This is a genomic window from Paenibacillus chungangensis (assembly GCF_042675905.1).
GTDB classification, from domain to species: domain Bacteria; phylum Bacillota; class Bacilli; order Paenibacillales; family Paenibacillaceae; genus Pristimantibacillus; species Pristimantibacillus chungangensis.
Window position 1 is genome coordinate 58,378 of the sequence record NZ_JBHTJZ010000073.1, and the last position, 24,579, is coordinate 82,956.

Here is a 24,579-nt window from a genome sequence, read left to right on the forward strand (position 1 = left end):
TAGCAGCCTTTGAATCACATAATGCTTTGCCCAAGATAAGGCGCGTGTATGATACGTGCCTTATTTTGACCTTACCTATCTGAAGTTGAGACCTTTAGCATGCAAACTCCATACATATGATTGAACCGCAGCCGTATACTGTAGTATTGGAAAATGACAAAAATGACATAAGAAACCGAACATGTTACAATGAAAGTGCTATTCAAGTCCAAAGAAGAAATGAGGTTGGTCGCATGAATCTGGTACCGATCGTAGTTGAACAGACGAATCGAGGAGAACGATCGTATGATATTTACTCCCGATTGCTGAAGGATCGCATTATTTTTCTCGGGAGCGCGATAGACGACGATGTTGCTAATTCCGTTATTGCTCAGCTGCTGTTTTTGGCGGCCGACGATCCGGAGAAGGATATCCATCTCTATATCAACTCTCCAGGCGGTTCAGTCACTGCTGGAATGGGAATATATGATACGATGCAATATATCAAGCCCGATGTATCCACGATCTGTATGGGAATGGCCGCCAGCATGGGCTCGTTGCTCTTGACTGCAGGCGCCCAGGGCAAGCGCTTCGCGCTTCCGAATGCCGAGGTCATGATTCATCAGCCTCTTGGCGGCGTGCGCGGCCAGGCGACAGATATCAAGATTCATGCCGATTGGATCTTGAAGACGAAGCAGAAGCTGAACCAGATCTACGTGAATCGTACGGGTCAACCATATGAGAAGATTGACCGCGATACGGACCGCGACTATTTCATGAGCGCCGAAGAAGCGCTACAGTACGGTCTGATTGACAAGGTTATTACTTCTCCTGTATCGTAATGTTTTAATTGAAGGGGTGAAGGCATGTTTAAATTCAACGACGAGAAGGGTCAATTAAAATGCTCGTTCTGCGGCAAGTCGCAGGAACAGGTTCGCAAGCTTGTCGCCGGACCCGGTGTCTATATATGCGATGAATGCATCGAATTGTGCACGGAGATCGTGGAAGAGGAGCTTGGCGGCGAAGAGGATCTGGATCTGAAGGATATTCCGAAGCCGCAAGAGATTCGCGCCATCCTGGATTCTTACGTCATCGGACAGGAATCTGCGAAGAAGTCTCTGTCAGTTGCTGTATACAATCATTATAAGCGGATTAATTCCGGAAGCAAGATCGAAGACGTGGAGCTGCAGAAGAGTAACATTCTGCTTCTCGGTCCTACGGGCTCAGGCAAGACATTGCTTGCTCAGACGATGGCTAAAATATTGAACGTGCCGTTCGCGATCGCTGATGCCACTTCGTTGACGGAAGCGGGATATGTGGGCGAGGATGTCGAGAATATTCTGCTCAAGCTGATCCAGGCCGCCGACTATGACGTGGAGAAAGCAGAGCGGGGCATTATCTATATCGACGAGATCGATAAGGTTGCGCGCAAATCGGAGAATCCTTCCATTACACGCGACGTGTCGGGAGAAGGCGTGCAGCAAGCGCTGCTTAAGATTCTCGAGGGAACGGTGGCATCCGTTCCGCCACAAGGAGGACGCAAGCACCCGCATCAGGAATTCATTCAGATTGATACGACGAATGTTCTCTTCATTTGCGGCGGAGCGTTCGACGGCTTGGAGCAGCTAATCAAGCGTCGCATCGGCAAGAAAGTAATTGGCTTCAACTCATCCGGCGAGACGCAGAAGGATTTGAAACCTGGTGAGTATCTGTCTATGGTGCTGCCGGAGGACTTGCTGAAGTTCGGTCTTATTCCGGAATTCGTAGGCCGCTTGCCAGTTATATCTACGCTGGAGCCGCTCGACGAGCCGGCGCTTGTTCGTATTCTGTCGGAGCCGAAGAACGCGCTGGTGAAGCAATATCAGAAGCTGCTGGAGATGGACAATGTGAAGCTGGACTTCGAGCCTGCCGCCTTGGATGCTATCGCGAAGGAAGCAATCAAGCGCAATACGGGCGCCCGTGGCTTGAGGGCAATTATCGAAGGCATTATGCTGGATGTCATGTACGACGTGCCGTCCCGTGAAGATGTCAGCACGTGCCTCATTACCGAGAAGTCAGTGCGAGAGAAGATTATGCCGGAGCTGTCGACCAACAAGAAAGGCAAGAAGAAGGAAGAGAGCGCCTAATCGACGTTTATTACAGCCAAAGTATCCACCCCTGCCCAAGAGGCACCGCTTCGGACAATGGGTGGACTTTGGCGTTCATGGGAGAGATAACTTATGTATTTACGTCAAGATACGGTAGCGGTCAAAGTAGGCGATCTAACGATCGGCGGCAGTAATGAAGTCATCATCCAGAGCATGTGCACGACCAAAACGGCCGATGTGGAGGCTACGGTGGCTGAAATTCTCCGTCTGGAGGAAGCGGGCTGCCAGATCGTTCGGGTGACGGTAAACAATATGGAAGCCGCAGATGCGATCAAGGAAATTAAGAAGCGCATCCACATCCCGCTGGTGGCTGATATTCATTTCGATTATCGGCTGGCGCTGGCAGCCATTGAGAACGGCATCGACAAGGTACGCATCAATCCGGGCAATATCGGTCGCCGAGAGAAGGTAGAGGCTGTCGTGCAAGCGTGCAAGGAGCGAGGCATTCCGATTCGAATCGGTGTGAACGCAGGCTCTCTTGAGAATCACTTGCTGGAGAAGTACGGCTATCCGACACCTGAAGCAATGGTGGAGAGCGCGTTATTCCATATCGGCATATTGGAAGAGCTGGACTTTCACGACATTATCGTGTCTCTGAAAGCTTCTGATGTTCCGATGGCGATTGCTGCTTACAGCATGGCTGCCGAGAAGATCAAATATCCGCTCCATCTTGGTATTACGGAAGCGGGTACGTTGCACGCGGGCACAATTAAGAGCTCCGCGGGTATTGGCGCATTGCTGGCTATGGGTATTGGCAATACGGTTCGCATCAGCTTAAGCGCAGACCCCGTAGAGGAAGTGAAGGTGGCTCGCGAGCTGTTGAAATCGTTCGGTTTGATTACGAACGCCGCGACTCTCGTATCCTGTCCCACATGCGGAAGGCTGGATATCGACCTGTTCGCCATCGCCAATGAGGTCGAGGAGTATATCTCCAAGATTAAAGTGCCGATCAAAGTATCTGTTCTTGGCTGCGCCGTGAACGGACCCGGTGAAGCGCGAGAAGCGGACATCGGCATCGCTGGAGCAAGAGGCGAAGGACTGCTGTTCCGTTACGGAGAGATCGTTCGGAAGGTGCCGGAGACAGAGCTTCTGGACGCTTTGAAGCAGGAGATTGACGAGATTGTACGGGTCTATGAAGAGACTGGCGACATACCGGGACGCAAGCAGCACTCCCATAGTGGATAGAATAGTGGCTTATCGTTGCCCCATGTAGCGGGGTGGGGTAAGCTGCTTTTTTTGTGCGCTGAATACTGACTGTGCGATTATTCCGACTTTCAAGAGGCAATACTGTCATAATACGGATAACTATGACGGTCGGTGAGGAGCCGTTACGCTTGAAAGGGGCGGAATAAGCATGAATTTAAGTCTCGTGTTAATGTTAGTGCAAGTGTTTTTCGCAGTAGTGATAGGAATTTATTTTTGGAATTTGCTTCGCAATCAGAAGACGAATCGGTCAGCGGTCGATCGCGAATCGCGAAAAGAGATGGATAAACTGAGAAAGCTGAGATCGGTATCGTTGACGAAGCCGCTGGCCGAGAAGACGCGACCGCAATCCATGATGGATATTGTGGGGCAAAAGGATGGATTGCGCGCGCTGAAGGCAGCGCTATGCAGTGCCAATCCGCAGCATGTCATCATATACGGTCCTCCCGGCGTAGGAAAGACGGCGGCAGCGCGGGTCGTCTTGGAGGAGGCGAAGAAGAATCCCTCCTCTCCCTTCTTGCCAGAAGCGAAATTCACGGAGATCGATGCGACGACCGCTCGCTTCGACGAGCGGGGCATTGCGGACCCGCTGATCGGATCTGTCCATGATCCCATCTATCAAGGCGCTGGAGCTATGGGGGTGGCGGGTATTCCGCAGCCGAAGCCAGGCGCTGTCACGAAGGCGCACGGAGGCATCCTGTTCATTGACGAGATCGGGGAATTGCATCCCGTGCAGATGAATAAGCTGTTAAAGGTGCTGGAGGATCGTAAGGTATTCCTGGAGAGCGCATATTACAATTCGGAAGACAGCAATATCCCGACTTACATTCACGATATTTTCCAGAACGGATTGCCAGCGGATTTCCGGCTTGTAGGGGCCACTACACGTTCGCCGGGTGAGATTCCTCCTGCCATTCGTTCCCGCTGCATGGAGGTATACTTTCGACCGCTCCTGGCGGAGGAGATCGCGCTCGTCGCGGAGAATGCCATCAAGAAGATTGGCTTCGGACCATGTCCTGAAGCGATTGAAGTGGTGAAGAAATACGCGACGAACGGCCGTGAGGCGGTCAATGTCATACAGCTGGCCGCCGGCGTGGCGTTGTCGGAGAAACGTGAGAGCATCGCCGCCGCGGATATCGAATGGGTCGTGAACAGCAGTCAGATTCCTCCCCGTCCCGATCGCAAGGTGCCGGACAAACCACAGATCGGTTTCGTAAACGGGCTTGCTGTGTACGGACCCAATCTAGGTACGCTGCTGGAAATTGAAGTGAGCGCCATACCCGTCGCGGCAGGGAAGGGCGTATTCACGATTACAGGTGTCGTTGACGAAGAGGAGCTGGGCGGCGGCAGCAGGACGCTGCGCCGCAAAAGCATGGCGAAGGGCTCGGTAGAAAATGTGCTTACAATACTCCGCCGTATCGGATTTAATCCCTACGACTACGATTTGCACATTAACTTCCCCGGCGGAACGCCGATCGACGGACCCTCCGCAGGAATTGCCATGGCAACGGCGATTGCTTCAGCCATAAGGGAGATTCCTGTGGATAATAAGCTGGCGATGACGGGGGAGGTAGGCATACATGGCAACGTCAAGCCGGTCGGCGGTGTGCTGGCGAAGGTGGAGGCCGCCTTTCAGGCGGGCGCGGTGCGTGTAATTGTTCCGAGGGAGAACTGGCAGGCCATCTTCAAAGATCTGGATGGCCTCCAGATCATCCCTGTGGACCGTGTCGAAGAAGTGTTCAATCATGTGTTCCCGGAAGAGAAGATGATTCAAGAGGGGCTCGAGAAGCCGGCCGGGTCAGATGTGTATATCGCGCCGGGTATTCCGTATTTGCAGGCGGATTCAACAGAGTGATACAATAAAGTGATGTTAAAGATTGGAGGTGCCTAGGATGGGAACTGGCAAAGGGAAGGGCCGCCGATTGCCCCTGCTTCCGCTTAGGGGGCTTCTCGTATATCCCAGTATGGTGCTCCACCTGGATGTGGGAAGGGACAAATCGGTGCGTGCGCTGGAACGCGCGATGGTTGAAGATCATAGAATATTGCTCTGTTCGCAGTCTGAAGTGAACATTGAGGAGCCGAGCCGCGAAGATATATATAAGGTCGGCACGATTGCCAAAGTAAGACAAATGCTGAAACTACCCAATGGTACAATTCGCGTTCTGGTAGAGGGCGAAACTCGCGCCGAAGTACAGGGCTACCTGGATAATGAAGAGTTCTACGAGGTGCTGGCGAAGGAGTTGCCGGAAGAGGTGACGGACGATCCCGCAGTAAATGCGCTGATGCGGTCCGTGCTGAATCAGTTCGAACATTATATCTCGCTGTCCAAGAAGGTGACACCTGAGACCTATGCGGCCGTATCGGATATCGACGAACCTGGCAGGCTGGCAGATGTTATTACGAGCCACCTGACGCTGAAGATTAAAGACAAACAGGATATACTAGAGACAATCGACGTGTCAGCTAGGCTGGAGAAACTGCTTGATCTGCTGAACAATGAACGGGAAGTCCTGGAGCTGGAGAAGCAGATTAGCCAACGCGTGAAGAAGCAGATGGAGAAGACCCAGAAGGAATACTATCTGCGCGAGCAGATGAAGGCGATCCAGAAGGAGCTTGGCGAGAAAGAAGGACGAGCAGGCGAAGCGGAGGAGCTGAGAAGCAGGCTGGAGGAAGCCGGCGTTCCCGATAGTGTGCAGGATAAAGTGAGCAAGGAAATCGATCGCCTGGAGAAGATGCCGCCCGCTTCCGCTGAGGGGGGGATCGTCCGCAATTATATTGATTGGATATTGTCCCTGCCTTGGAGCAAGCAGACTGAGGATGATCTTAGCATTAGCAAAGCCGAGGAAATTCTGAACGACGACCATTATGGGCTTGAGAAGCCGAAGGAGAGAGTGCTGGAGTATCTCGCCGTGCAGCAGCTGGTGAAAAAGCTGAAAGGACCGATTCTATGTCTGGCCGGCCCTCCGGGTGTCGGCAAGACATCTCTGGCGCGTTCCATCGCCAAATCGCTCGGCCGCAAATTCGTCCGGATATCGCTGGGCGGTGTCCGTGATGAAGCGGAGATCAGAGGTCATAGGCGCACTTATGTGGGAGCAATGCCGGGCCGAATTGTGCAGGGCATGAAAACAGCTGGAAGCATCAATCCCGTCTTTCTTCTGGACGAGATCGATAAGATGGCGATGGACTTTCGCGGCGATCCGGCCTCTGCGCTGCTGGAAGTGCTGGATCCTGAACAGAACAGCACGTTCAGTGACCACTATATCGAGATTCCATTCGATCTGTCCCATGTCATGTTCGTGACGACGGCGAACGCGATACACAATATTCCTCGTCCGCTGCTTGACCGTATGGAAGTGCTCTACATTCCGGGGTATACGGAGCTGGAAAAGGAAGAGATCGGCAGACGCTACTTGTTCCCGAAGCAGAGGGAAGCGCACGGATTGCAAGAAGGGCAGCTGGAGCTTGCCGATGAAGCGCTGCGGCTAATAATACGCGAGTATACGCGGGAAGCAGGCGTCCGTAATCTGGAGCAGCAGCTAGCCGGCATCTGCCGCAAGGCGGCCAAACAATTCGTGTCCAATGGCCATGAAGGCGAAGGCGCTATTGCAGTCGATGTGAAGCAGGTGAAGGAATGGCTTGGCCCTCCCAAATACCGTTACGGCCTCGCAGAGCAGGAAAATCAGGTGGGAGCCGTTACGGGACTTGCATGGACGGAGGTCGGCGGCGATACGCTCGTGATCGAAGTGACAGTCATGCCCGGCAGCGGCAAGCTCACCTTGACCGGCAAGCTGGGCGACGTCATGAAGGAATCGGCGCAAGCTGCATTCAGTTATATCCGGACGCGTGCGGATGCGCTTGGCATTGATCCCGGATTCCATGAGAAGAATGATATTCATATCCATATTCCAGAGGGGGCTATACCGAAGGATGGTCCGTCGGCGGGTATTACGATGGCTACTGCGCTCATCTCCGCTTTGACGGGACGTTACGTATCCAGAGAGGTGGCGATGACCGGAGAGATTACGCTGCGCGGCCGCGTACTGCCGATTGGCGGATTGAAGGAGAAGTCTCTTGCCGCTCACCGTGCGGGCATCAAGAAGGTGCTGCTGCCGAAGGACAATGAACGCGATCTGCGTGATATTCCGGACAGTGTAAGGGGAGAGCTGACCTTCGTGCCCGTAGCTCACATGGATGAAGTGCTGGAGCATGCGCTGCTTCCGGCGGAGCAAGAGGGAGAGAAGGAGGAGGCGGTGAACCCGTTATTATGAAAATAACAGATGTGCAATTTATCATTAGCGCTGTCAGGCCAGAGCAATATCCGGAGGACGGCTTGCCGGAGATTGCCCTGGCGGGGCGGTCCAATGTGGGGAAATCCTCTCTCATTAATACGATGATTATGAGGAAAAATTTAGCAAGAACAAGCTCTCAACCGGGGAAAACACAGCAGCTGAACTACTATCGAGTGAACGACATGGTCTACCTGGTTGACTTTCCGGGATACGGCTACGCCAAAGTGTCCAAAGTGCAGCGCGAGAAATTCGGTGTCATGATTGAAACTTATCTCAGGGAGCGGGAACTGCTTAAGCTGCAATTGCTCGTCATTGACATTCGTCACGCGCCGTCCAAAGATGACTGTCTCATGTATGAATGGCTGAAGCATTACAATATTCCGACTTGCGTCGTCGCGACGAAAGCGGATAAAATACCGAGATCCAAATGGCAGAAGCATATGAAGCTGATCAAGGAGACGCTGGGGATGGACAGAGAGGATACGATGGTGCTGTTCTCCTCAGAATCCGGTCTTGGGCGGGAGGAGCTTTGGAATATCATTGCTGAGCGTGCAGTCACGTAATTCTATGCAACATGAGGAAGAAAGACAATGAAGTTGTTTGATAAAGCAGAGCATAGAGGAAAAAAGTTCGGATTCCTTGTGAATTACTCCGAAATTTCTTGAAATATGCTCAAATTTGGTGACTCGCAAGGCAGGAATATATCGCATTGATCACGTATAATAGAAGTATGGAAGTGCAAAAGGCGGACGCTGCTTGCGGGCAGTGAATGCAAAAGAATTGAGGAGATTTTTATGGCTAAGCGGCTAGCCACAGAGTATGTAAATGCCAAACTGCAGTTAACGAATGAAGAGATGACGCAATTTATCGCTTTTATGGAGGATCAACAATTGCGGCTTCAGGTGCTGGTGATGGATCATGGCAGCCAGCGGCTCGTTCTTCAGGATGTAGCAGGGAGGGAGGAAATCCATCTCACTTTTGAGCGGCAGCATCACTACTACTTTTGCAGGCTCAATTGCCGTGTTGTACAACCAAAGCTGACCAATGCGTTGCGCAAAGCGGTATCCACATTCCGCGGCAATGCGATCGTCAACCGGATTTATAGCCATTATACGATGATCTATCACTATAAGAACGGCAACGTTCACAAAATTATCGAAAGCACGGAAACAGGCGAGCGAATCGTATTTCAGCACAAGGATACGCTCGGTTCGCTGGAGCGGTTGTTCCAGAGCCGATTGGTAGAACGTGAAATCGGGCTTCTGCAAGGTGCAGTGAATGAATGGCTTGATTTGCGTAATCAGACCAGGGATAACGGCGAGATCGCTGCTATCGATGAGCGTCTGAAGGAGCTGACGCGCAAGCTGTTTGTACTGGAAGCATAGGGCAGTTGATGATTCTGGGCCGGGTCAGCCTAATGGTGGCCCGGTATTTTTTATAATAAAGAGGTGTGTATCAAGGAGCAGTCCGAGCACATACATTAGTTTTGGAGATGAATTTTTGCCAATTGTGGGTGAAATCAAAAATAACTGTTGCAATTATTGCGGATAGATGTTATTTTTATTCTCGTTGAAAACATTGCTGATTGAACAAAATTAGGAACCAGGATTCACTCAGGACATGGATATGTTGCGAGAGATTATACCCTCGGGAAGTGAATGACGTAGGTCCTAGCGGATGAAATTTTTCAAACATTTTATTCCTAGGAAGGGGGAACCGGAAGATGGAATACTCAACTTTCGGAAGACACGTTGCTGTTGATGCTTGGGGTGTAGATTTTGATTTGCTGAACAGCGCTGAATTTTTGCAGTCACACATGGTAGAAGCCGCCGAGGCGTGCGGTGCTACAGTATTATCGGTGCAGGGTCAACAATTTGAACCTCAAGGGGCGACAGTTCTCGTGTTGCTGTCTGAGAGTCACCTCTCGATCCATACGTATCCTGAGAGAGGATTTGCTGCATTGGATTGCTACACTTGCGGTGAAACCGTCGATCCTCAGCTGGCGATCGATTACATGCTTTCTGTATTGAAGCCGACGACGACACATGCCAAGAAGCTTGTGCGCGGTCTGGGCGAGATGCAAGTGGAAGAGCCGAAAATGAAACAAACCGAGCTGGTGTAGACTACCTCGGATAGTATGCGATATTAGGATAACCATGGACCAGTTCCATGGTTATTTCTTTGCAGATATGGGGAATAATGATGTTGTATTTTTCAAATATTATTCATAAATGAATCTGAAGCGTATGTCGAAATATGCTATAATATTCGTTGATATACAAGGGTCGTACAGAAATCATAAGGAGGCAGGTGAAGCGAGGAGATGCATATTATCACTGTCGGGCTCAATTATCGAACGGCGCCGGTGGAAGTCAGGGAGAAGTTCGCATTCAGCGAGAATGATTTGCCTCATGCCCTCCATCAGCTGATGAATACGAAGAGCATACTGGAATGCGTCATCGTGGCCACCTGTAACAGGACTGAACTGTACGCCGTCGTGGACAGGCATCATATATGCGGTCATTATATCCGCAGCTTTATGGAGAACTGGTTTCAACTGGAACGGAAGCATTTCACGAACCACTTATACATGTATGAAGATGAGAAAGCTATTGAGCATTTGCTCCGCGTCACAAGCGGTCTGGATTCCATGGTCATCGGCGAGACGCAAATATTGGGACAGGTGAAGGATGCATTCCTGCTGTCTCAACGCGAGAAGACGACAGGAACAATATTCAATATGCTGTTCAAGCAGGCGGTGACGATGGCCAAGCGGGCACACTCCGAGACGTTGATCGGGGAAGCCGCCGTATCCGTCAGCTATGCGGCGGTTGAGCTTGGGAAGCAGATATTCGGTCAATTCGCCAAGAAGACTGTTATGATTATCGGTGCGGGAGAGACGGGCGAACTGACAGCGAAGCACCTGTATGCGAACGGAGCGGATCGCGTCATCGTCGTGAACCGGACGTTCGATCGAGCAATGCAGCTTGCGGACAAGTTCAATGGCATTCCTTGCTCCATGGAGGAGGTGCGGCATAAGCTGCATGAGGTCGATATCATCATCAGTTCTACCGGATCGCAAGGTTACGTGCTTGCGCGGGACAATGTTGCGGAAGCCATGAGACAGCGCAAGTCGAAGCCGCTATTCATGATCGATATTGCGGTTCCGCGCGATATTGATCCTTCCATCGCATCTATCGAGAACGTATTCCTGTACGATATAGACGATCTGGAAGGTATCGTGCAGAGCAATCTGGAGATGCGCAGGCAGGAAGCCGCTAAGATCGAAGCGATGATCAGCGAAGAGATGGAGCTGTTCCAGCAATGGTACAGGACGCTTGGCGTTGTTCCGCTTATCCGCGCCCTTCAGACGAAGGCAGAAGATATCCACAAGGAGACGATGGCCAGTCTGACGAATAAGCTTCCTGCTCTGGAAGAGCATGAACTTAAGGTCATCCGCAAGCTTACGAAGAGCATGGTAAGCCAGATGATGCATGATCCTATATTGCGCATTAAGGAAGCTGCTGGCGAGAGACGGGCAGAGGAAGCCATGGATATGTTCGTGAAGTTGTTCGCACTGGAAGGTCAGCTTTTGGAGCAGCAAGAGACCGCCAAGCCGCAAGCCGTTCCATCCGGAGGCGGCGCGTCCCATTCGAAATCGCCGACAGCAGCTCTGGCTCGTACGTGATTCCTTCCTCCTGACAGGAGAGAAGGAGTCACAGATACCAGTAAGCTTGCGAGGTGGTAGGAAGATGGGGACAGCCAAGTGGATATATGATGCAGTGCTTTATATTTATGCCCTGAGCTTACTGTTTTATTTCTCCGACTTTATGCATGCGAACCGGAGGGCGAAACGGATAGGTACAGGGCTGCTTATTTTTGTATGGGTTTTGCAGAGCGCCTATCTGGTCCAACGGCTGACGTCGCTCATACAGATGGATGTAGTCAGCCTGAGCGGGTTGGAGTATTGGTTTATTTTTTCCTGGCTTATGATTACCATTACGTTAGTCATTCATCAGTTTTTCTATATCGATTATGTCGTGTTTTTTGTCAATATAATCGGTTTTGCTGTGTTCGCCCTGCATTTGTACAGCGAGACCGGGGAGGGGCAGTCGCTGGATATATGGCAGGCGACCAGAGAGCTGCTATTCGTACATATTAGCCTCGTTTTATGCGCTTACGCTACATTAACTATCGGCGCCGTTCTTGCCGGCATGTACATGTACTTGCATTACCGGCTCAAGAGCAAGCGGTGGTCACAGGCTGTGCGGCGCTTCCCCAGCCTGGATCGGATCGAAAGGTATATGGACCGCACGATCGTTATCGGAGTGCCTCTGCTCGCTCTGTCGCTAGCCATCGCGATTATATCTCTGCTCGTGGAAGGGAAAGCGATACTGCTGCTTGACTGGAAAGTGGTTACTTCTTTCCTGTCGCTTCTTATCTTCGTCATCTATGTCTATATGCGTGCGCTGGACAAGTATCCCGGACAACAGCTGGCCAAGTTGAATATTGTTGCTTTCGTCATACTTGTTTTCAACTTCATGACCAGCTCTTTGTCATCATTTCATTAGAGAGCGGAGGATTGCCGCCATGAGTGACACATCGCCGTACGATTGTTACCCGGTCATGATGCGGCTGCAAGGAAAGCGCTGCCTTATTGTTGGCGGCGGACCGGTAGCCGAGCGCAAGCTTGAGGGACTGCTCGCTGCAGCGGCAGACGACATCGTTCTCGTTAGTCCCGATGCGACAGCTGAAATTCGAGAGCTGTCCGAAGCCGGGCGGCTTCGGTGGGAACGTAGGCACTATCGCGAGGAGGATATGGCGGGTGCTTGGCTAGTCTTCGCTGCCACTGGCGACAAGGCGTTGAACGCTTCCGTCGGACGTCTTGCGGAGCGCAGCGGCAAGCTTGTGAATGTAGCGCACGAGTCCGAGTTGGGTAACTTTATTACACCTAGCATTCTACGGAGAGGGGAGCTGCTCGTGACCGTCACCGCATCCGGCAACAGTCCTTCCTTCTCCCGACTGCTCAGGAAGGAGCTGGAGGCGCGCTACGGCGATGAGTATGGAATAACCGTTAAGCGACTAGGACAATTAAGGAAGCTGGCGCTGGAACAGCTGGCAGATGGGAAGCTTCGGAGTGACGTGCTGGAGCAGGCTGCCGATGAAGCGCTGGCAAGAGGGAACGAGCGTAAGGATATTCAGCAATGGCTGAACGAATTGACGGACAAAATAAGGGGGAGGTAGTTGGTATGACGGGTACAAGTGGAGCGCATCGCGTGATAACGGTCGGCACAAGGCAGAGCTCTTTGGCGCTTACGCAGACGGGGCAAGTCATTGCGCAATTGGAGGAGATCTGTGAGAGGCACGGGCTGCCCTATACTTTTCAGATGCAGAAGATCGTGACCAAAGGCGATCGAATACTGGATGTGACATTATCCAAGGTGGGAGGCAAGGGGTTGTTCGTAAAGGAGATTGAAGCTGCGTTGATGGCAGGGGAGATCGATATGGCTGTACATAGCATGAAAGACATGCCATACGTGTTGCCGCAGGGCTTGTGCAATGGGGCGACAACGAAGCGCGAGGACCCCAGAGACTGCCTGATCATGCGCAGCGGAAGCAGCTTGCAAGAACTGCCGCACGGAGCAAAGGTGGGCACAAGCAGCCTTAGACGCTCCTGCCAGCTGAAGAATGCCCGTCCCGATCTGAAGCTGGAGTGGATACGCGGCAATATCGATTCCCGCATGCGCAAGCTGGAGACGGAAGGCTTCGATGCCGTCGTGCTGGCCGCGGCGGGACTGACCCGTATGGGATGGCAGGACAAAATATCGGCCCTGCTGCCCCAGGACGTATGCGTGCCGGCTGTAGGCCAAGGCGCGCTCGGCATTGAATGCAGGGAGGACGATGAGGGAGTAAGGGAGCTGCTGCATTTGTTGAACGACGCCGATACGGATCTTGCCGTTACGGCGGAACGCAGCTTCCTCGGAGCGTTGAACGGCGGATGTCAGGTGCCCATCGGCGCATATGCGTCCATCATAGGGGAGCAAGACGGCCTGCCGATGCTGGAGATGACGGGAATTGTCGGCACGCCTGACGGAACGGTGATGCTGAAGGAGATCAAGTGCGGAACCGATCCGACAGCTCTGGGCAAGGATGTGGCGGAAGCTCTGAAAGCAGAAGGAGCAGAAGACATATTGGCTCAATATGGGGGATAGCCAATGAACAAGGGGAAAGTATATCTGGTAGGCGCCGGTCCGGGAGATCCCAGACTGATCACGGTGCGTGGGCTGCAATGTCTGAAGGAAAGCGATACTATCGTATATGACCGGCTGGCCAGCCCACGACTGCTTCGTCATGCGAAGGCCGGAGCGGAGCTCATCTATGTGGGCAAGCTGCCGGACCGCCATACGATGAAGCAGGAGGAGATCAACAGGCTGTTGGTCGATCTCGCACTGGAAGGGAAGACGGTAACGCGGCTGAAGGGCGGCGATCCCACCATTTTCGGTCGAGTCGCCGAAGAGGCCGGCCTCCTGTATGACCATGGCGTCGAGTTCGAGATTGTTCCCGGAATCACTTCCGCGATAGCTGTTCCGGCATATGCAGGCATCTCTGTCACGCATCGTGAGCTTGCTTCCTCTCTATCCATTGTTACCGGTCACGAAAGTCCGGACAAGCTGGATCGCTCTATTCAATGGGACAAGGTGACGAATGCGACAGGCACGCTGCTCTTCTTGATGGGCGTCGCCAAAATTGACTATATTGCCAATCAGCTTATGAAGCACGGCAAGTCGCCGCACACACCCGTCGCTCTGGTCCGCTGGGGGACGAGGGTGGAGCAAGAGACGGTTGTCGGCACCCTAGAGACGATCGCGGATATTGTGAAGCAGCGGAACTTCCAGCCTCCCGCCGTCATTGTAGTAGGCGAGGTAGTGCTGCAGCGGGAGAAGCTGAGATGGTACGAGCGCAAGCCGTTGTTCGGCATGCGGATACTCGTTACGCGGGCAAGAGCCCAAGCGAGCGCATTAGCAGAGCTAATCGAGGAGATGGGTGGAGAGCCATGCGAGTTCCCTGTTATCGAGACGAGGCTGCCACAGGAGCCAGAAGCTGTGAAGGCGCTGCGCAGCCATCTGGAGGATGCGGAAAGTTATCACTGGATTATTTTCACAAGCGTAAATGGAGTGGAGTATTTCTTCAGATGGTTGAAGGAATTCCATCTTGATATCAGAAGATTCCATAAGGCGAGAATTGCCGCAGTGGGGCCTAAGACGGCATCCGCCTTGCATGAACGTGGGCTGTTCGTAGAAGAGCTTCCGGAACAGTATGTTGCCGAAGGGCTGCTGGATCAACTGGAGCCGGTTATGCGTCCAGGGGAGAAGGCACTGTTGGCACGCGGCGATCTGGCTCGCGAGGTGCTGCCCCGGGAGCTTGCGGCTAGAGGCATAGAAGCCGTAGAGGCGAACGTATACGAGACTGTGATTGCGGATACGAAAGACAGTATGGTGATGGAATGGCTGCGAGAGAAAGCGATACATATGATTACCTTTACCAGCTCTTCTACCGTCGGTAATTTGCTTGAGGTGCTGCGGCGGAACGGCTGTGACGATCCTATTAGTCTGCTGGAAGGCATACCCGTTGCGAGCATTGGACCCATTACATCACAGAAGGTAGCTGAGGCAGGTCTTGCTCTGACGGTCGAAGCGAATACGTATACGATCGAAGGACTGCTTGATGCCATTGCAAGCTATAATAAGAACCGAAAGAGCGTCTAGGAAGGAATGGTGACAGATGGGTTATCCAATCGTAAGAAATCGGCGCTTGCGCCGCAGTGCGGGACTACGAAGCCTCGTACGGGAAACTGTGCTTGGTGCGGATGATTTTATATATCCGTTGTTCGTGACACACGGCAGTAACGTGAAGGAAGAGATACCGTCTATGCCAGGCGTGTATCATTACTCATTGGACCTCTTGCATGAAGAGATCAAGGAGATCATCGCATCGGGCATCAAGTCCGTTCTGCTGTTCGGCGTGCCGGAGCATAAGGATGAGCGGGGAAGCTCCGCATACGACGCGAATGGCATTGTGCAACAGGCCATCCGCGCCGTGAAATCATGGGCGCCCGAACTGGTCGTCATCGCGGATACTTGCCTCTGTCAATTCACGGACCATGGCCATTGCGGCGTCGTCGTGAAGGAGGAGCGGAGCGGACATACGATCGTAGACAATGATCGATCGCTGGAGCTGCTCGTTCGTACAGCTGTATCGCAAGCGGAGGCGGGAGCCGATATAATCGCGCCGTCGAATATGATGGACGGATTCGTTCATGCGATAAGAGAAGGACTGGACGCGACAGGCTATAACGATATCGCAATTATGTCCTATTCTGTGAAATACGCCTCGGCGTATTACGGCCCGTTCCGCGATGCCGCGCATTCCACACCGCAATTCGGGGATCGCAAAACGTATCAGATGGACCCTGCGAATAGCCGCGAAGCGATGCGGGAAGCGGAAGCAGATGTAATGGAGGGCGCCGATATGCTGATGGTAAAGCCCGCTCTTGCTTATCTGGATGTGGTGAGAATGCTGAAGGAGCAGTTCGACCTGCCTGTCGTAGCCTACAATGTCAGCGCCGAGTATGCCATGGTGAAAGCGGCTGCTCAGAACGGTTGGCTCGATGAGCGCGCTGTTGTCCTGGAGACGCTGACCGGCATGAAGCGTGCCGGAGCAGACATGATTATTACGTATTTCGCAAAGGATGCCGCTCGCTGGCTGAGAGGAGAGGACGTGTAATGGAACAAGGTCTGGGAAGAAGAGGGGACAGCCGTTCCGCTGAAGCGTTCGACAGAGCGAAGAAGGTCATTCCGGGAGGCGTGAACAGCCCGGTGCGAGCGTTCAAGTCCGTCGGCTTGACGCCAATCTACGTGGAGAGAGGCGAAGGAAGTCGAATATACGATATCGACGGCAACAGCTATATCGATTATGTCGGGTCTTGGGGACCTCTCATTATGGGCCACGCCCATCCTGAAGTGATTGAGGCGCTGCGCAAGACGGCGGAGAAGGGCACGAGCTTCGGAGCGCCTACCGAGCTGGAGACGCTGATGGCGGAGCTTGTCGTGGAGCGCGTCCCTTCAGTAGATATTGTGCGCATGGTTAATTCCGGTACGGAGGCGACGATGAGCGCGCTTCGGCTGGCCAGAGGAATTACGGGAAGAAGCCGCATACTGAAGTTTGAAGGCTCCTATCACGGACATGCGGACAGCTTGCTTATAAAAGCGGGCTCAGGTGTCGCTACGCTCGGCCTGCCAGACAGTCCCGGCGTTCCCGAAGGGGTGGCGTCCCATACAATCACTGTTCCATATAACGATATCGAATCGGTCAAGCTTGCATTCGACAAGTATGGCGAGGAGATCGCTTGCATTATCGTCGAGCCGGTTGCCGGCAACATGGGCGTCGTTCCGCCACTGCCGGGATTTCTGCAAGGCTTGCGGGATATTACGACGCAATACGGCAGTCTGCTCATATTCGATGAGGTGATGACCGGTTTTCGCGTCGCTTATGCATGCGCCCAAGGACTGTATGGCATCACGCCTGACCTGACCTGCTTCGGCAAAGTCATCGGAGGCGGACTGCCGGTAGGGGCGTACGGCGGACGACGCGAGCTGATGGAGCAGATAGCGCCAAGTGGGCCAATCTACCAAGCAGGCACCTTGTCTGGCAATCCGCTCGCGATGGCGGCGGGCTATACGACACTGAAGCTGCTAACGCCAGAAGTGTACCAGCAGCTGGAGCGCCAGGCAGCCAAGCTGCAAGCGGGTATGGCGGATAATGCGAAGAAGCATGGCGTGGCAGCTACCATCAATCGGGTAGGCTCCATGGTATGTCCGTTCTTCACAGAGCAGCATGTCATTAACTTCGATATCGCAAGAACAAGCAATCTGAAGCAGTTTCAAGCGTACTTCGCTTCCATGCTTGCATTGGGCATCAATATAGCGCCTTCCCAATTCGAAGGGATGTTCGTGTCTGCCGTCCATAGCGACAGCGACATCGAGACGACCATTCAAGCGCACGATGCCGCGCTGGAAAGTCTACAGCAGGCATGATGGCGAAGTGCTGGGAAGAGGCTGTTCGTCAAGGGGAATGGCTGGAGCTGCCTTGGGAGAAGCTTGCCGCCACAGCAGCTTCTCTAGAACCCGGAGATGATGTTCCTGCACAGCCGGAGACCGGCAGCCACCCGCATAAGGTGCGGCAGTGGCTGGCGGCTTCTTCTTTATTCCCGGAGAAGTGGGTCAACCGGCTATTCTCCGTCGGCGGAATAAGATGGCATGAAGAGAAGCTTGCGCTTAAGTGCTTTCCGGCAGCACGCATGAACGACGACCCTCTGTATCGAGTGGCGAAGCAGTCGAATAGTGGTGATCGTGCGGCCGTCTTATACGAGGATGATTATTGTCTCGTGCTGAATAAGCCGGTAGGCATGCCCGTACATGGTTCTGGCGTGGGCGATCAGGGGCGGGGGACGTTAGATGAGGAGGCGGCGCGGCATCTGCTGGCATGTGGCGATCCCTTGCCGGTCCGTCATATCCATCGACTGGATGACGATACGTCTGGCCCCGTTCTGTATTCCAAGAACGATCTGGCGCAGCTGCGGCTGGACGAAGCGATGCGCAGCAAGGCGATCGGTCGTCGATATGTTGCGGTCGTACACGGACGTCTGATGAAGTCTTGCGGGGAAATTAATGAACCGATCGGCAAGGATCGACATCATCCTGCACGAAGGAGGGTGTCGTCGAACGGCGACAAGGCGATCACCCGTTACGAGACGGTTGCATCCAATTCTCGTTACTCCATAGTTCGGCTAATACTAGAGACCGGACGAACCCACCAGATTCGGGTGCATATGAGCCATATTGGTCATCCCCTTTTGGGAGATTCGTTATATGGAGGATCTTCCAACATGCTCAACCATCAGGCGCTGCATGGGGAAGAGCTGATTTTCCCTCACCCGCTAACCGGCTGTACGATTAACGTATCGTCGCCGCAACCGGATTGGCTTATCGGGCTAATGGACCATATTGACCAGGTTTGAAAAAGACAGTCATGCTCTCGGCAATCCAACCATATAGATAAGTAGTGTATGTAACGCTAGCCCAAGCATTCAGGAAGTGAAGGGAGGACTTAGGCGTGTCTAATGGGATGAACGGATTGCGCTTTGATGTATACGAGAGGGTCCATATGCCTGATGACGCAGCAGCCATCGATGAACTGGAAGAAATCGAGCTTGTTCCTCGTATACAAGTAATCGATCAAGGTGATCAAGCAGTATTGAAAGGACAACTGCTGCTCAGCGGCGTATATCGGGGGCAAAATGCGGCGGAAGGTCCATTAACGCTGGAGCACTGGATTCCGGTTGAAATCTCGCTGCCTATGAATCGGGTGTCCAGGCTGGATGACATCTCCATTGAGATTGACAACTTCGACGTTGACCTGCTATCGGCTCGCACATTGAATATTACGGGTGTGCTGTCGCTTCGGGGGATTGCAGTGGAACCCCTTCAGGAAGAGCAGAGCGGATGGGAGGAGGAATCCTTCACTGCCGTACATGAGCGCGAGCAGGAACGAGAGATGTCTCAAGTGTCTGGTGCGTCTATGGAAGAAGAGAGCGAGGCGTACATAGTGGATCGCGAGGCGCAAAGCGAAGAGAGCGATACAGCTGGCGAACCGGAAGCCGAGCTGGAGGCGGAGCGGGAAGTTCAAGTCGCAGATGAAGAGGGCAAGTCCTATGATGAGGGGTATTCTGAACGTGAAAGCTACCAAGTGCCGTCATTGTCGTGGGAGTATCAATCGCATCAGCTGCCTAATGCAGAACATAGCTACGATAATGAAGAAGTGGAAGCGCGGCAACCGTTCCTCGATAGCGCCGACGCTGTTGAAGGGGCGAACCAGGAGGAGGGTCAACGGCCGGAAGAGCTGGAACCGGAATCCCACCAGGACCAGCACGCTGGGTATGCGCTGCTAGAGAAGGAAAGGCAGAAGGGAGAAGACGCATCAGCCCTGTCACAGCCTTCTTCATTGACAGCTGAGCAAGAGCCCCTTCCTACAGAATCAGCCAAGCCTGGGGTGCAGATTGCGTTCACAGGCAAATCCCCGGAGCACAGTGAAGGAAGTACAGAAGTGGGGATTCGCTCTCTGCTACAGTCCAGTCAGCGTGAGCGGGCTGTTAGAGAGGCGGCGGAGCAGTCGCAGGTGGAGCAAGAAGCGGAACGGACGGAAGCCATTCAGGAGGCTGAGGAAGAGATTGAATGGAAGCGATTGTTCCTTAGCAAGCAGGAAGGCGACGCGGCATTCAGGAAGATCAGAATGTGTATCGTTCAGCGCGAAGAGACGCTGGAAGAGATTGCAACCCGTTACAGCTTGAACCCAAGAGAAATACTTGTTCACAACGGATTGCATGAATCTGCCATTGAAGAGGGGCAAGTATTATATATTCCATAATGACAGCGAGGCGGGCTTGCGCAAAGGTGCAGGCCCGCCTTGATGCTTAGGCGGGAATCCTCAGGCATAGCGCCAGGTTGACTAACGCGTCGTATAGCGGTATGATGGTGAATATATGCGTTATAATGACGTGGAAGGGGAATAGCAGCAGCTATGCCTTCAGAGAGCAGGACCGTTACGCTGAGAGGTTCTGCAGGATGAACCTGCATGCGAGTCGCCCCGGAGTCGCTTTACTGAAGCGGGAAGCATTGCAGCCTGCCGTCTTAGGTAAAGCCGGTAACAGCCGTTATCTGTACGAGTGCCGCAAGGGGATCGCTAATGGACCCGCTCGCGGAACAAAGGTGGTACCACGGGAGTTAGACCTTTCGTCCTTTAGAGGGCGGAAGGTCTTTTTGCATATATCCAGATTAATGTGGAGGATGGAACATATGTCAGAAAATCAAAGCAATCATGCAATGCCGACAACTTATGATCCGAAAACAGCCGAGCAAAAATGGTATCCTTACTGGATGGAGGGTCAATTCTTTCAAGCGGGCAAGCGTCCCGATGCGGAAGCTTATACGATCGTCATTCCCCCGCCTAATGTGACGGGCATGCTGCATATCGGCCATGCACTGGACTTCACCCTGCAAGATATTCTCATTCGAGCCAAGCGTATGCAGGGATACGATACGTTATGGCTGCCGGGCATGGACCATGCCGGTATTGCCACTCAGACGCGTGTGGAGCAGAAGCTTCGCGAGAGTGGTGTGTCGCGCCATGATCTGGGCCGTGAAGCCTTCCTGGAGAAGGTGTGGGAGTGGAAGGAGCAGTACGCGGGAACAATTCGCGACCAGTGGGCAAAGCTGGGGCTGTCGCTGGATTATTCCAAGGAGCGATTCACGATGGACGAAGGGCTGTCCAAAGCGGTGCGGGAAGTATTCGTCAGGTTGTACGAGAAGGGGCTTATTTATCGCGGCAAAAAGATTATTAATTGGGACCCTGCAGCACGTACAGCATTATCCGATATTGAAGTGGAGCATAAGGAAGTCAATGGTCACCTCTATCATTTGAAGTATCCGCTCAAGGACGGATCCGGCTACGTGACAGTTGCGACGACACGGCCGGAGACAATGCTGGGCGATACGGCGGTCGCTGTTCATCCGGAAGACGAGCGATACAAGGATATGATCGGTAAGACGCTTGTATTGCCGGTCATCGGCAGAGAAATTCCGATTATCGCGGATGAATACGTCGAGAAGGACTTCGGTTCCGGTGCGGTGAAGATTACGCCTGCGCACGATCCGAACGACTTCGAGGTAGGCGAGCGCCACAGCTTGCCGCAGATTACCGTAATGGATGAGACGGGCACGATGAACGCCGAAGCAGGCCCTTATCAGGGGCTGGACCGCGCCGAGTGTCGCAAGAAGCTTGTGAAGGACTTGCAGGAGCAGGGCGTATGTGTGCAGATTGAGGATCATGTCCATCAGGTCGGCCATAGCGAGCGCAGCGGCGCCGTCGTAGAGCCGTACCTGTCCACACAATGGTTCGTGGCGATGAAGCCGCTGGCTGAGGCAGCGATAGCCGCTCAGAAGACTGGTAAGGGTGTCCGGTTCGTGCCGGAGCGCTTCGAGAAAATATATCTGAATTGGATCGAAAATGTACGTGACTGGTGCATCTCCCGCCAGCTGTGGTGGGGTCACCGTATACCGGCATGGTATGACGATGCGACAGGCGAGCTTCACGTATCGCGAGAGGACATGGAAGGCGATCATCTCCGTCAGGACGAGGATGTGCTGGATACGTGGTTCAGCTCTGCGCTATGGCCTTTCTCTACGCTTGGGTGGCCGGATGAAAGCGAGGATCTCAGCCGCTACTATCCGACCAATGTGCTGGTGACGGGCTATGACATTATCTACTTCTGGGTAGCCAGAATGATCTTCACGGCGCTGGAATTTACGGACGAGAAGCCGTTCCAGGACGTGCTTATTCACGGGCTGGTGAGAGATAAGGATGGACAAAAGATGTCCAAGTCGCTGGGCAACGGTGTCGATCCGCTGGAAATTATCGAGCAATATGGGGCGGATGCGCTCCGTTTCATGATATCGACGGGCAGCACTCCCGGTCAGGATCTGCGCTTCCGAATAGAAAAGGTGGAGCAAGCGCGTAATTTTGCCAATAAGATCTGGAATGCGTCACGCTTCGCGCTCATGAATCTGGATGGCTTCAAAGCGTCGGATATCGACATTGCAGTGAAGCTGGGCACAGCGGATCGCTGGATTCTGCACCGGTTCAATGAGACGGCGCGCGATGTGACCAGACTAATGGATAACTATGAATTCGGCGAGACTGGCCGTGTGCTGTACAACTTTATCTGGGACGACTTGTGCGACTGGTATATCGAATTCTCCAAGCTTAGCTTGAATGGGACGGACGAAGCGGCGAAGCGGGCCACGCAATCCGTGCTTGCCTATGTGCTGGATCGCACGCAGCGGCTTATTCATCCGTTCATGCCGTTCATCAGCGAGGAGATCTGGCAGCATCTTCCCCATCAAGGGGAGACCATCACCTTGGCGGAGTGGCCGAAGTATGACGCTGCGCTGGAAGCACCGGATGCCGTCGCGGAAATGAATCTGCTCATGGAGATCATCCGAGCCGTTCGCAACATTCGCGCAGAAGTAAACGTGCCGATGAGCAAGAAGATCGAGCTTCTTCTCAAGCCGTCCAGCGAGAGCAACGCCGCTATTCTTGCGCGCAACGAGGAATTCGTGAAGCGCTTCTGCGGCACTTCGCTGCTGGAGACGGGTATGCATATCACTGCTCCGGAGAAAGCGATGACCGCAATCGTCACCGGCGCGGAGCTGTACTTGCCGCTTGCGGGTCTGATAGATATCTCGCAAGAGATTGCGCGGCTGGAGAAAGAGCTGGCACATCTGAATGCCGAAGTGCAGCGCGTCGAGAAGAAGCTCGCTAACGAAGGCTTCGTATCGAAGGCGCCGGCCAAGGTTATCGACGAGGAACGGGCGAAAATGAAAGACTATGCCGAGAAGCGGGATAAAGTGCTGCAGCGGATAGCCGAGCTGCAGGGCTAACGGGAAGAAGGGATGCAAGATGACGGAACAAAAGCAAACGGGAAGCGACTACAGCAGCTTATCCACTTACAATGAGGCTGTCGCCTGGATTACGGGCTTGATTCCATTCGGCATCAGACCGGGGCTGCAACGTATCGAAGCATTGCTGGAGCGGCTCAACAATCCGCATCGCCGGCTGAAGTTTATCCATGTCGCCGGGACGAACGGGAAAGGCTCGGTATGCGCTTATCTGACAAGCGCGCTCTTGCGCGGAGGCTATGATGTGGGGACGTTCACGTCCCCTTACATTACGAAGTTTACCAATCGATTTCAATATAATGGCGAGGATATCCCGGAGGAGACCCTCCTTGCGCTTTCCAACGAATTGAAGCCGCATGTGGACGAGCTGGCAGATACGGAGCTCGGCTCGCCAACGATGTTCGAGGTTTCTACGGCACTGGCCATTCTTTATTTCGCTAAGGTCAGTTATCCTGACTATGTCGTATGGGAGACGGGGCTTGGCGGTCGCCTGGATGTAACGAATGTGGTCTACCCGGTCATTTCGATTATTACGAATGTCGGACACGACCACATGGACCGTCTGGGCGATACGCTGGAGCAGGTGGCTGCAGAGAAGGCGGGTATTATCAAGCCGGGCGTGCCTGTCGTCAGCGCAGTCTCCCAACCGGAGCTGGCGGCTGTTATACGCGGAACGGCACTCCGGAATAAGAGCTCGCTCTACATGCTGGACGATCAATTCCGTGTTGAACGGCTGGAAGCCAGCGAGGAGGAACAGTCCTTCCGCTTCAGCAGCTTGTTCCGCGATCTGCCGGAACTGAAGATTACGCTAAGCGGCGCTCATCAGGTAACGAATGCTGCGACGGCTCTTATGGCGTTGGAAGTGCTTCGTCAATATCAGGCACTGGTACTGGATGAGGAAGCGATCCTGGAAGGACTTCGCGGCGCGACATGGCCAGGACGCATGGAGTTAGTGAGCAGGGAGCCGCGCGTGTTATTAGATGGCGCGCATAATCCCGAAGGCGCAGAGGCGCTGGCTGCAGCAATAAGCGACACGTATAAGTATGATCGCTTGAACGTTATGATGGGTATGCTGGAGAATAAGAATCATCAGGCGACGCTCCGGCATATACTACCTATAGTGAACACGCTTATTATTACCGAGCCTGATTATCGCATGAAGCAGGATGCGGACGAATTGGCTCGGCTGGCAGAGGATATGCGGGAATCGTGGTCTCCAGCGCTGTCGTTCCAATTAGTCGTTGCGAAGGATTGGAAGGATGCGCTCAACAAATTGCAGGAAGCAACCGGGGAGACGGATCTTGGAGTCGTGACAGGTACGCTGTATTTGATAGCGGATGTACGTTCCTATATGTTGTACAACTCGGATTCTGAAAAAGGTTGGTGAAC

19 protein-coding genes and 1 other annotated feature are annotated in these 24,579 nt (G+C 53.3%); all 19 genes read left to right on the forward strand.

The window, feature by feature from the left end:
• Positions 1 to 233: 233 nt before the first annotated feature.
• The 19 genes from clpP to ACFQ2I_RS23550 all read left to right on the forward strand — a co-directional run bounded on the left by clpP (position 234) and on the right by ACFQ2I_RS23550 (position 24,577).
• Positions 234 to 821, forward strand: a complete 588-nt coding sequence (clpP, locus tag ACFQ2I_RS23460; RefSeq protein ID WP_377568839.1) for an ATP-dependent Clp endopeptidase proteolytic subunit ClpP — start codon at positions 234 to 236, stop codon at positions 819 to 821.
• Positions 822 to 845: 24 nt separating this feature from the next.
• Positions 846 to 2,105, forward strand: a complete 1,260-nt coding sequence (gene clpX / locus ACFQ2I_RS23465) for an ATP-dependent protease ATP-binding subunit ClpX (protein WP_377568842.1) — start codon at positions 846 to 848, stop codon at positions 2,103 to 2,105.
• A 93-nt stretch (positions 2,106 to 2,198) separates the two neighbouring features.
• The gene (gene ispG / locus ACFQ2I_RS23470; RefSeq protein ID WP_377568844.1) at positions 2,199 to 3,311 is read left to right on the forward strand and encodes a flavodoxin-dependent (E)-4-hydroxy-3-methylbut-2-enyl-diphosphate synthase; all 1,113 of its coding nucleotides are present in this window, start codon (positions 2,199 to 2,201) and stop codon (positions 3,309 to 3,311) included.
• Positions 3,312 to 3,480: 169 nt separating this feature from the next.
• The gene (gene lonB, locus ACFQ2I_RS23475) at positions 3,481 to 5,184 is read left to right on the forward strand and encodes an ATP-dependent protease LonB (RefSeq protein WP_377568846.1); all 1,704 of its coding nucleotides are present in this window, start codon (positions 3,481 to 3,483) and stop codon (positions 5,182 to 5,184) included.
• Between the two features lie 37 nt (positions 5,185 to 5,221).
• Positions 5,222 to 7,597, forward strand: coding sequence for an endopeptidase La (lon, locus tag ACFQ2I_RS23480; RefSeq protein WP_377568849.1), 2,376 nt, complete (start codon positions 5,222 to 5,224; stop codon positions 7,595 to 7,597).
• Positions 7,594 to 8,181, forward strand: coding sequence for a ribosome biogenesis GTP-binding protein YihA/YsxC (gene yihA / locus ACFQ2I_RS23485; protein WP_377568852.1), 588 nt, complete (start codon positions 7,594 to 7,596; stop codon positions 8,179 to 8,181). Before lon ends, yihA begins: the two co-directional genes overlap by 4 nt.
• 231 nt (positions 8,182 to 8,412) lie before the next feature.
• Positions 8,413 to 9,003 (forward strand): non-ribosomal peptide synthetase module, encoded by a 591-nt coding sequence (locus ACFQ2I_RS23490; protein WP_377568855.1) that lies wholly within the window; start codon positions 8,413 to 8,415, stop codon positions 9,001 to 9,003.
• Positions 9,004 to 9,341: 338 nt separating this feature from the next.
• On the forward strand, positions 9,342 to 9,740 hold the full coding sequence (gene speD / locus ACFQ2I_RS23495; protein ID WP_377568857.1) for an adenosylmethionine decarboxylase: 399 nt from the start codon (positions 9,342 to 9,344) through the stop codon (positions 9,738 to 9,740).
• Positions 9,741 to 9,941: 201 nt separating this feature from the next.
• Positions 9,942 to 11,306 (forward strand): glutamyl-tRNA reductase, encoded by a 1,365-nt coding sequence (hemA, locus tag ACFQ2I_RS23500; protein ID WP_377568860.1) that lies wholly within the window; start codon positions 9,942 to 9,944, stop codon positions 11,304 to 11,306.
• 64 nt (positions 11,307 to 11,370) lie between these two features.
• Positions 11,371 to 12,189, forward strand: a complete 819-nt coding sequence (locus tag ACFQ2I_RS23505; protein WP_377568863.1) for a cytochrome C assembly family protein — start codon at positions 11,371 to 11,373, stop codon at positions 12,187 to 12,189.
• 19 nt (positions 12,190 to 12,208) lie between these two features.
• Positions 12,209 to 12,862: a precorrin-2 dehydrogenase/sirohydrochlorin ferrochelatase family protein gene (locus ACFQ2I_RS23510; RefSeq protein WP_377568865.1), complete on the forward strand. Its 654-nt coding sequence runs from the start codon at positions 12,209 to 12,211 to the stop codon at positions 12,860 to 12,862.
• A 5-nt stretch (positions 12,863 to 12,867) separates the two neighbouring features.
• A complete protein-coding gene (gene hemC, locus ACFQ2I_RS23515; protein ID WP_377568868.1) occupies positions 12,868 to 13,830 on the forward strand; it encodes a hydroxymethylbilane synthase in 963 nt (320 codons plus the stop codon).
• Between the two features lie 3 nt (positions 13,831 to 13,833).
• Positions 13,834 to 15,384: a uroporphyrinogen-III C-methyltransferase gene (cobA, locus tag ACFQ2I_RS23520; protein WP_377568871.1), complete on the forward strand. Its 1,551-nt coding sequence runs from the start codon at positions 13,834 to 13,836 to the stop codon at positions 15,382 to 15,384.
• A 16-nt stretch (positions 15,385 to 15,400) separates the two neighbouring features.
• Positions 15,401 to 16,402: a porphobilinogen synthase gene (hemB, locus tag ACFQ2I_RS23525; protein WP_377568874.1), complete on the forward strand. Its 1,002-nt coding sequence runs from the start codon at positions 15,401 to 15,403 to the stop codon at positions 16,400 to 16,402.
• The gene (hemL, locus tag ACFQ2I_RS23530; protein ID WP_377568876.1) at positions 16,402 to 17,712 is read left to right on the forward strand and encodes a glutamate-1-semialdehyde 2,1-aminomutase; all 1,311 of its coding nucleotides are present in this window, start codon (positions 16,402 to 16,404) and stop codon (positions 17,710 to 17,712) included. Before hemB ends, hemL begins: the two co-directional genes overlap by 1 nt.
• Positions 17,712 to 18,695: an RluA family pseudouridine synthase gene (locus ACFQ2I_RS23535; RefSeq protein ID WP_377568879.1), complete on the forward strand. Its 984-nt coding sequence runs from the start codon at positions 17,712 to 17,714 to the stop codon at positions 18,693 to 18,695. Before hemL ends, ACFQ2I_RS23535 begins: the two co-directional genes overlap by 1 nt.
• A gap of 95 nt (positions 18,696 to 18,790) precedes the next feature.
• Positions 18,791 to 20,101: a LysM peptidoglycan-binding domain-containing protein gene (locus ACFQ2I_RS23540; RefSeq protein ID WP_377568882.1), complete on the forward strand. Its 1,311-nt coding sequence runs from the start codon at positions 18,791 to 18,793 to the stop codon at positions 20,099 to 20,101.
• Between the two features lie 122 nt (positions 20,102 to 20,223).
• Positions 20,224 to 20,477 (forward strand) — a binding site (T-box leader).
• A 52-nt stretch (positions 20,478 to 20,529) separates the two neighbouring features.
• Positions 20,530 to 23,172, forward strand: a complete 2,643-nt coding sequence (locus ACFQ2I_RS23545) for a valine--tRNA ligase (RefSeq protein ID WP_377568885.1) — start codon at positions 20,530 to 20,532, stop codon at positions 23,170 to 23,172.
• 19 nt (positions 23,173 to 23,191) lie between these two features.
• Positions 23,192 to 24,577: a bifunctional folylpolyglutamate synthase/dihydrofolate synthase gene (locus tag ACFQ2I_RS23550; protein ID WP_377568888.1), complete on the forward strand. Its 1,386-nt coding sequence runs from the start codon at positions 23,192 to 23,194 to the stop codon at positions 24,575 to 24,577.
• The last annotated feature ends 2 nt before the right edge of the window (positions 24,578 to 24,579 follow it).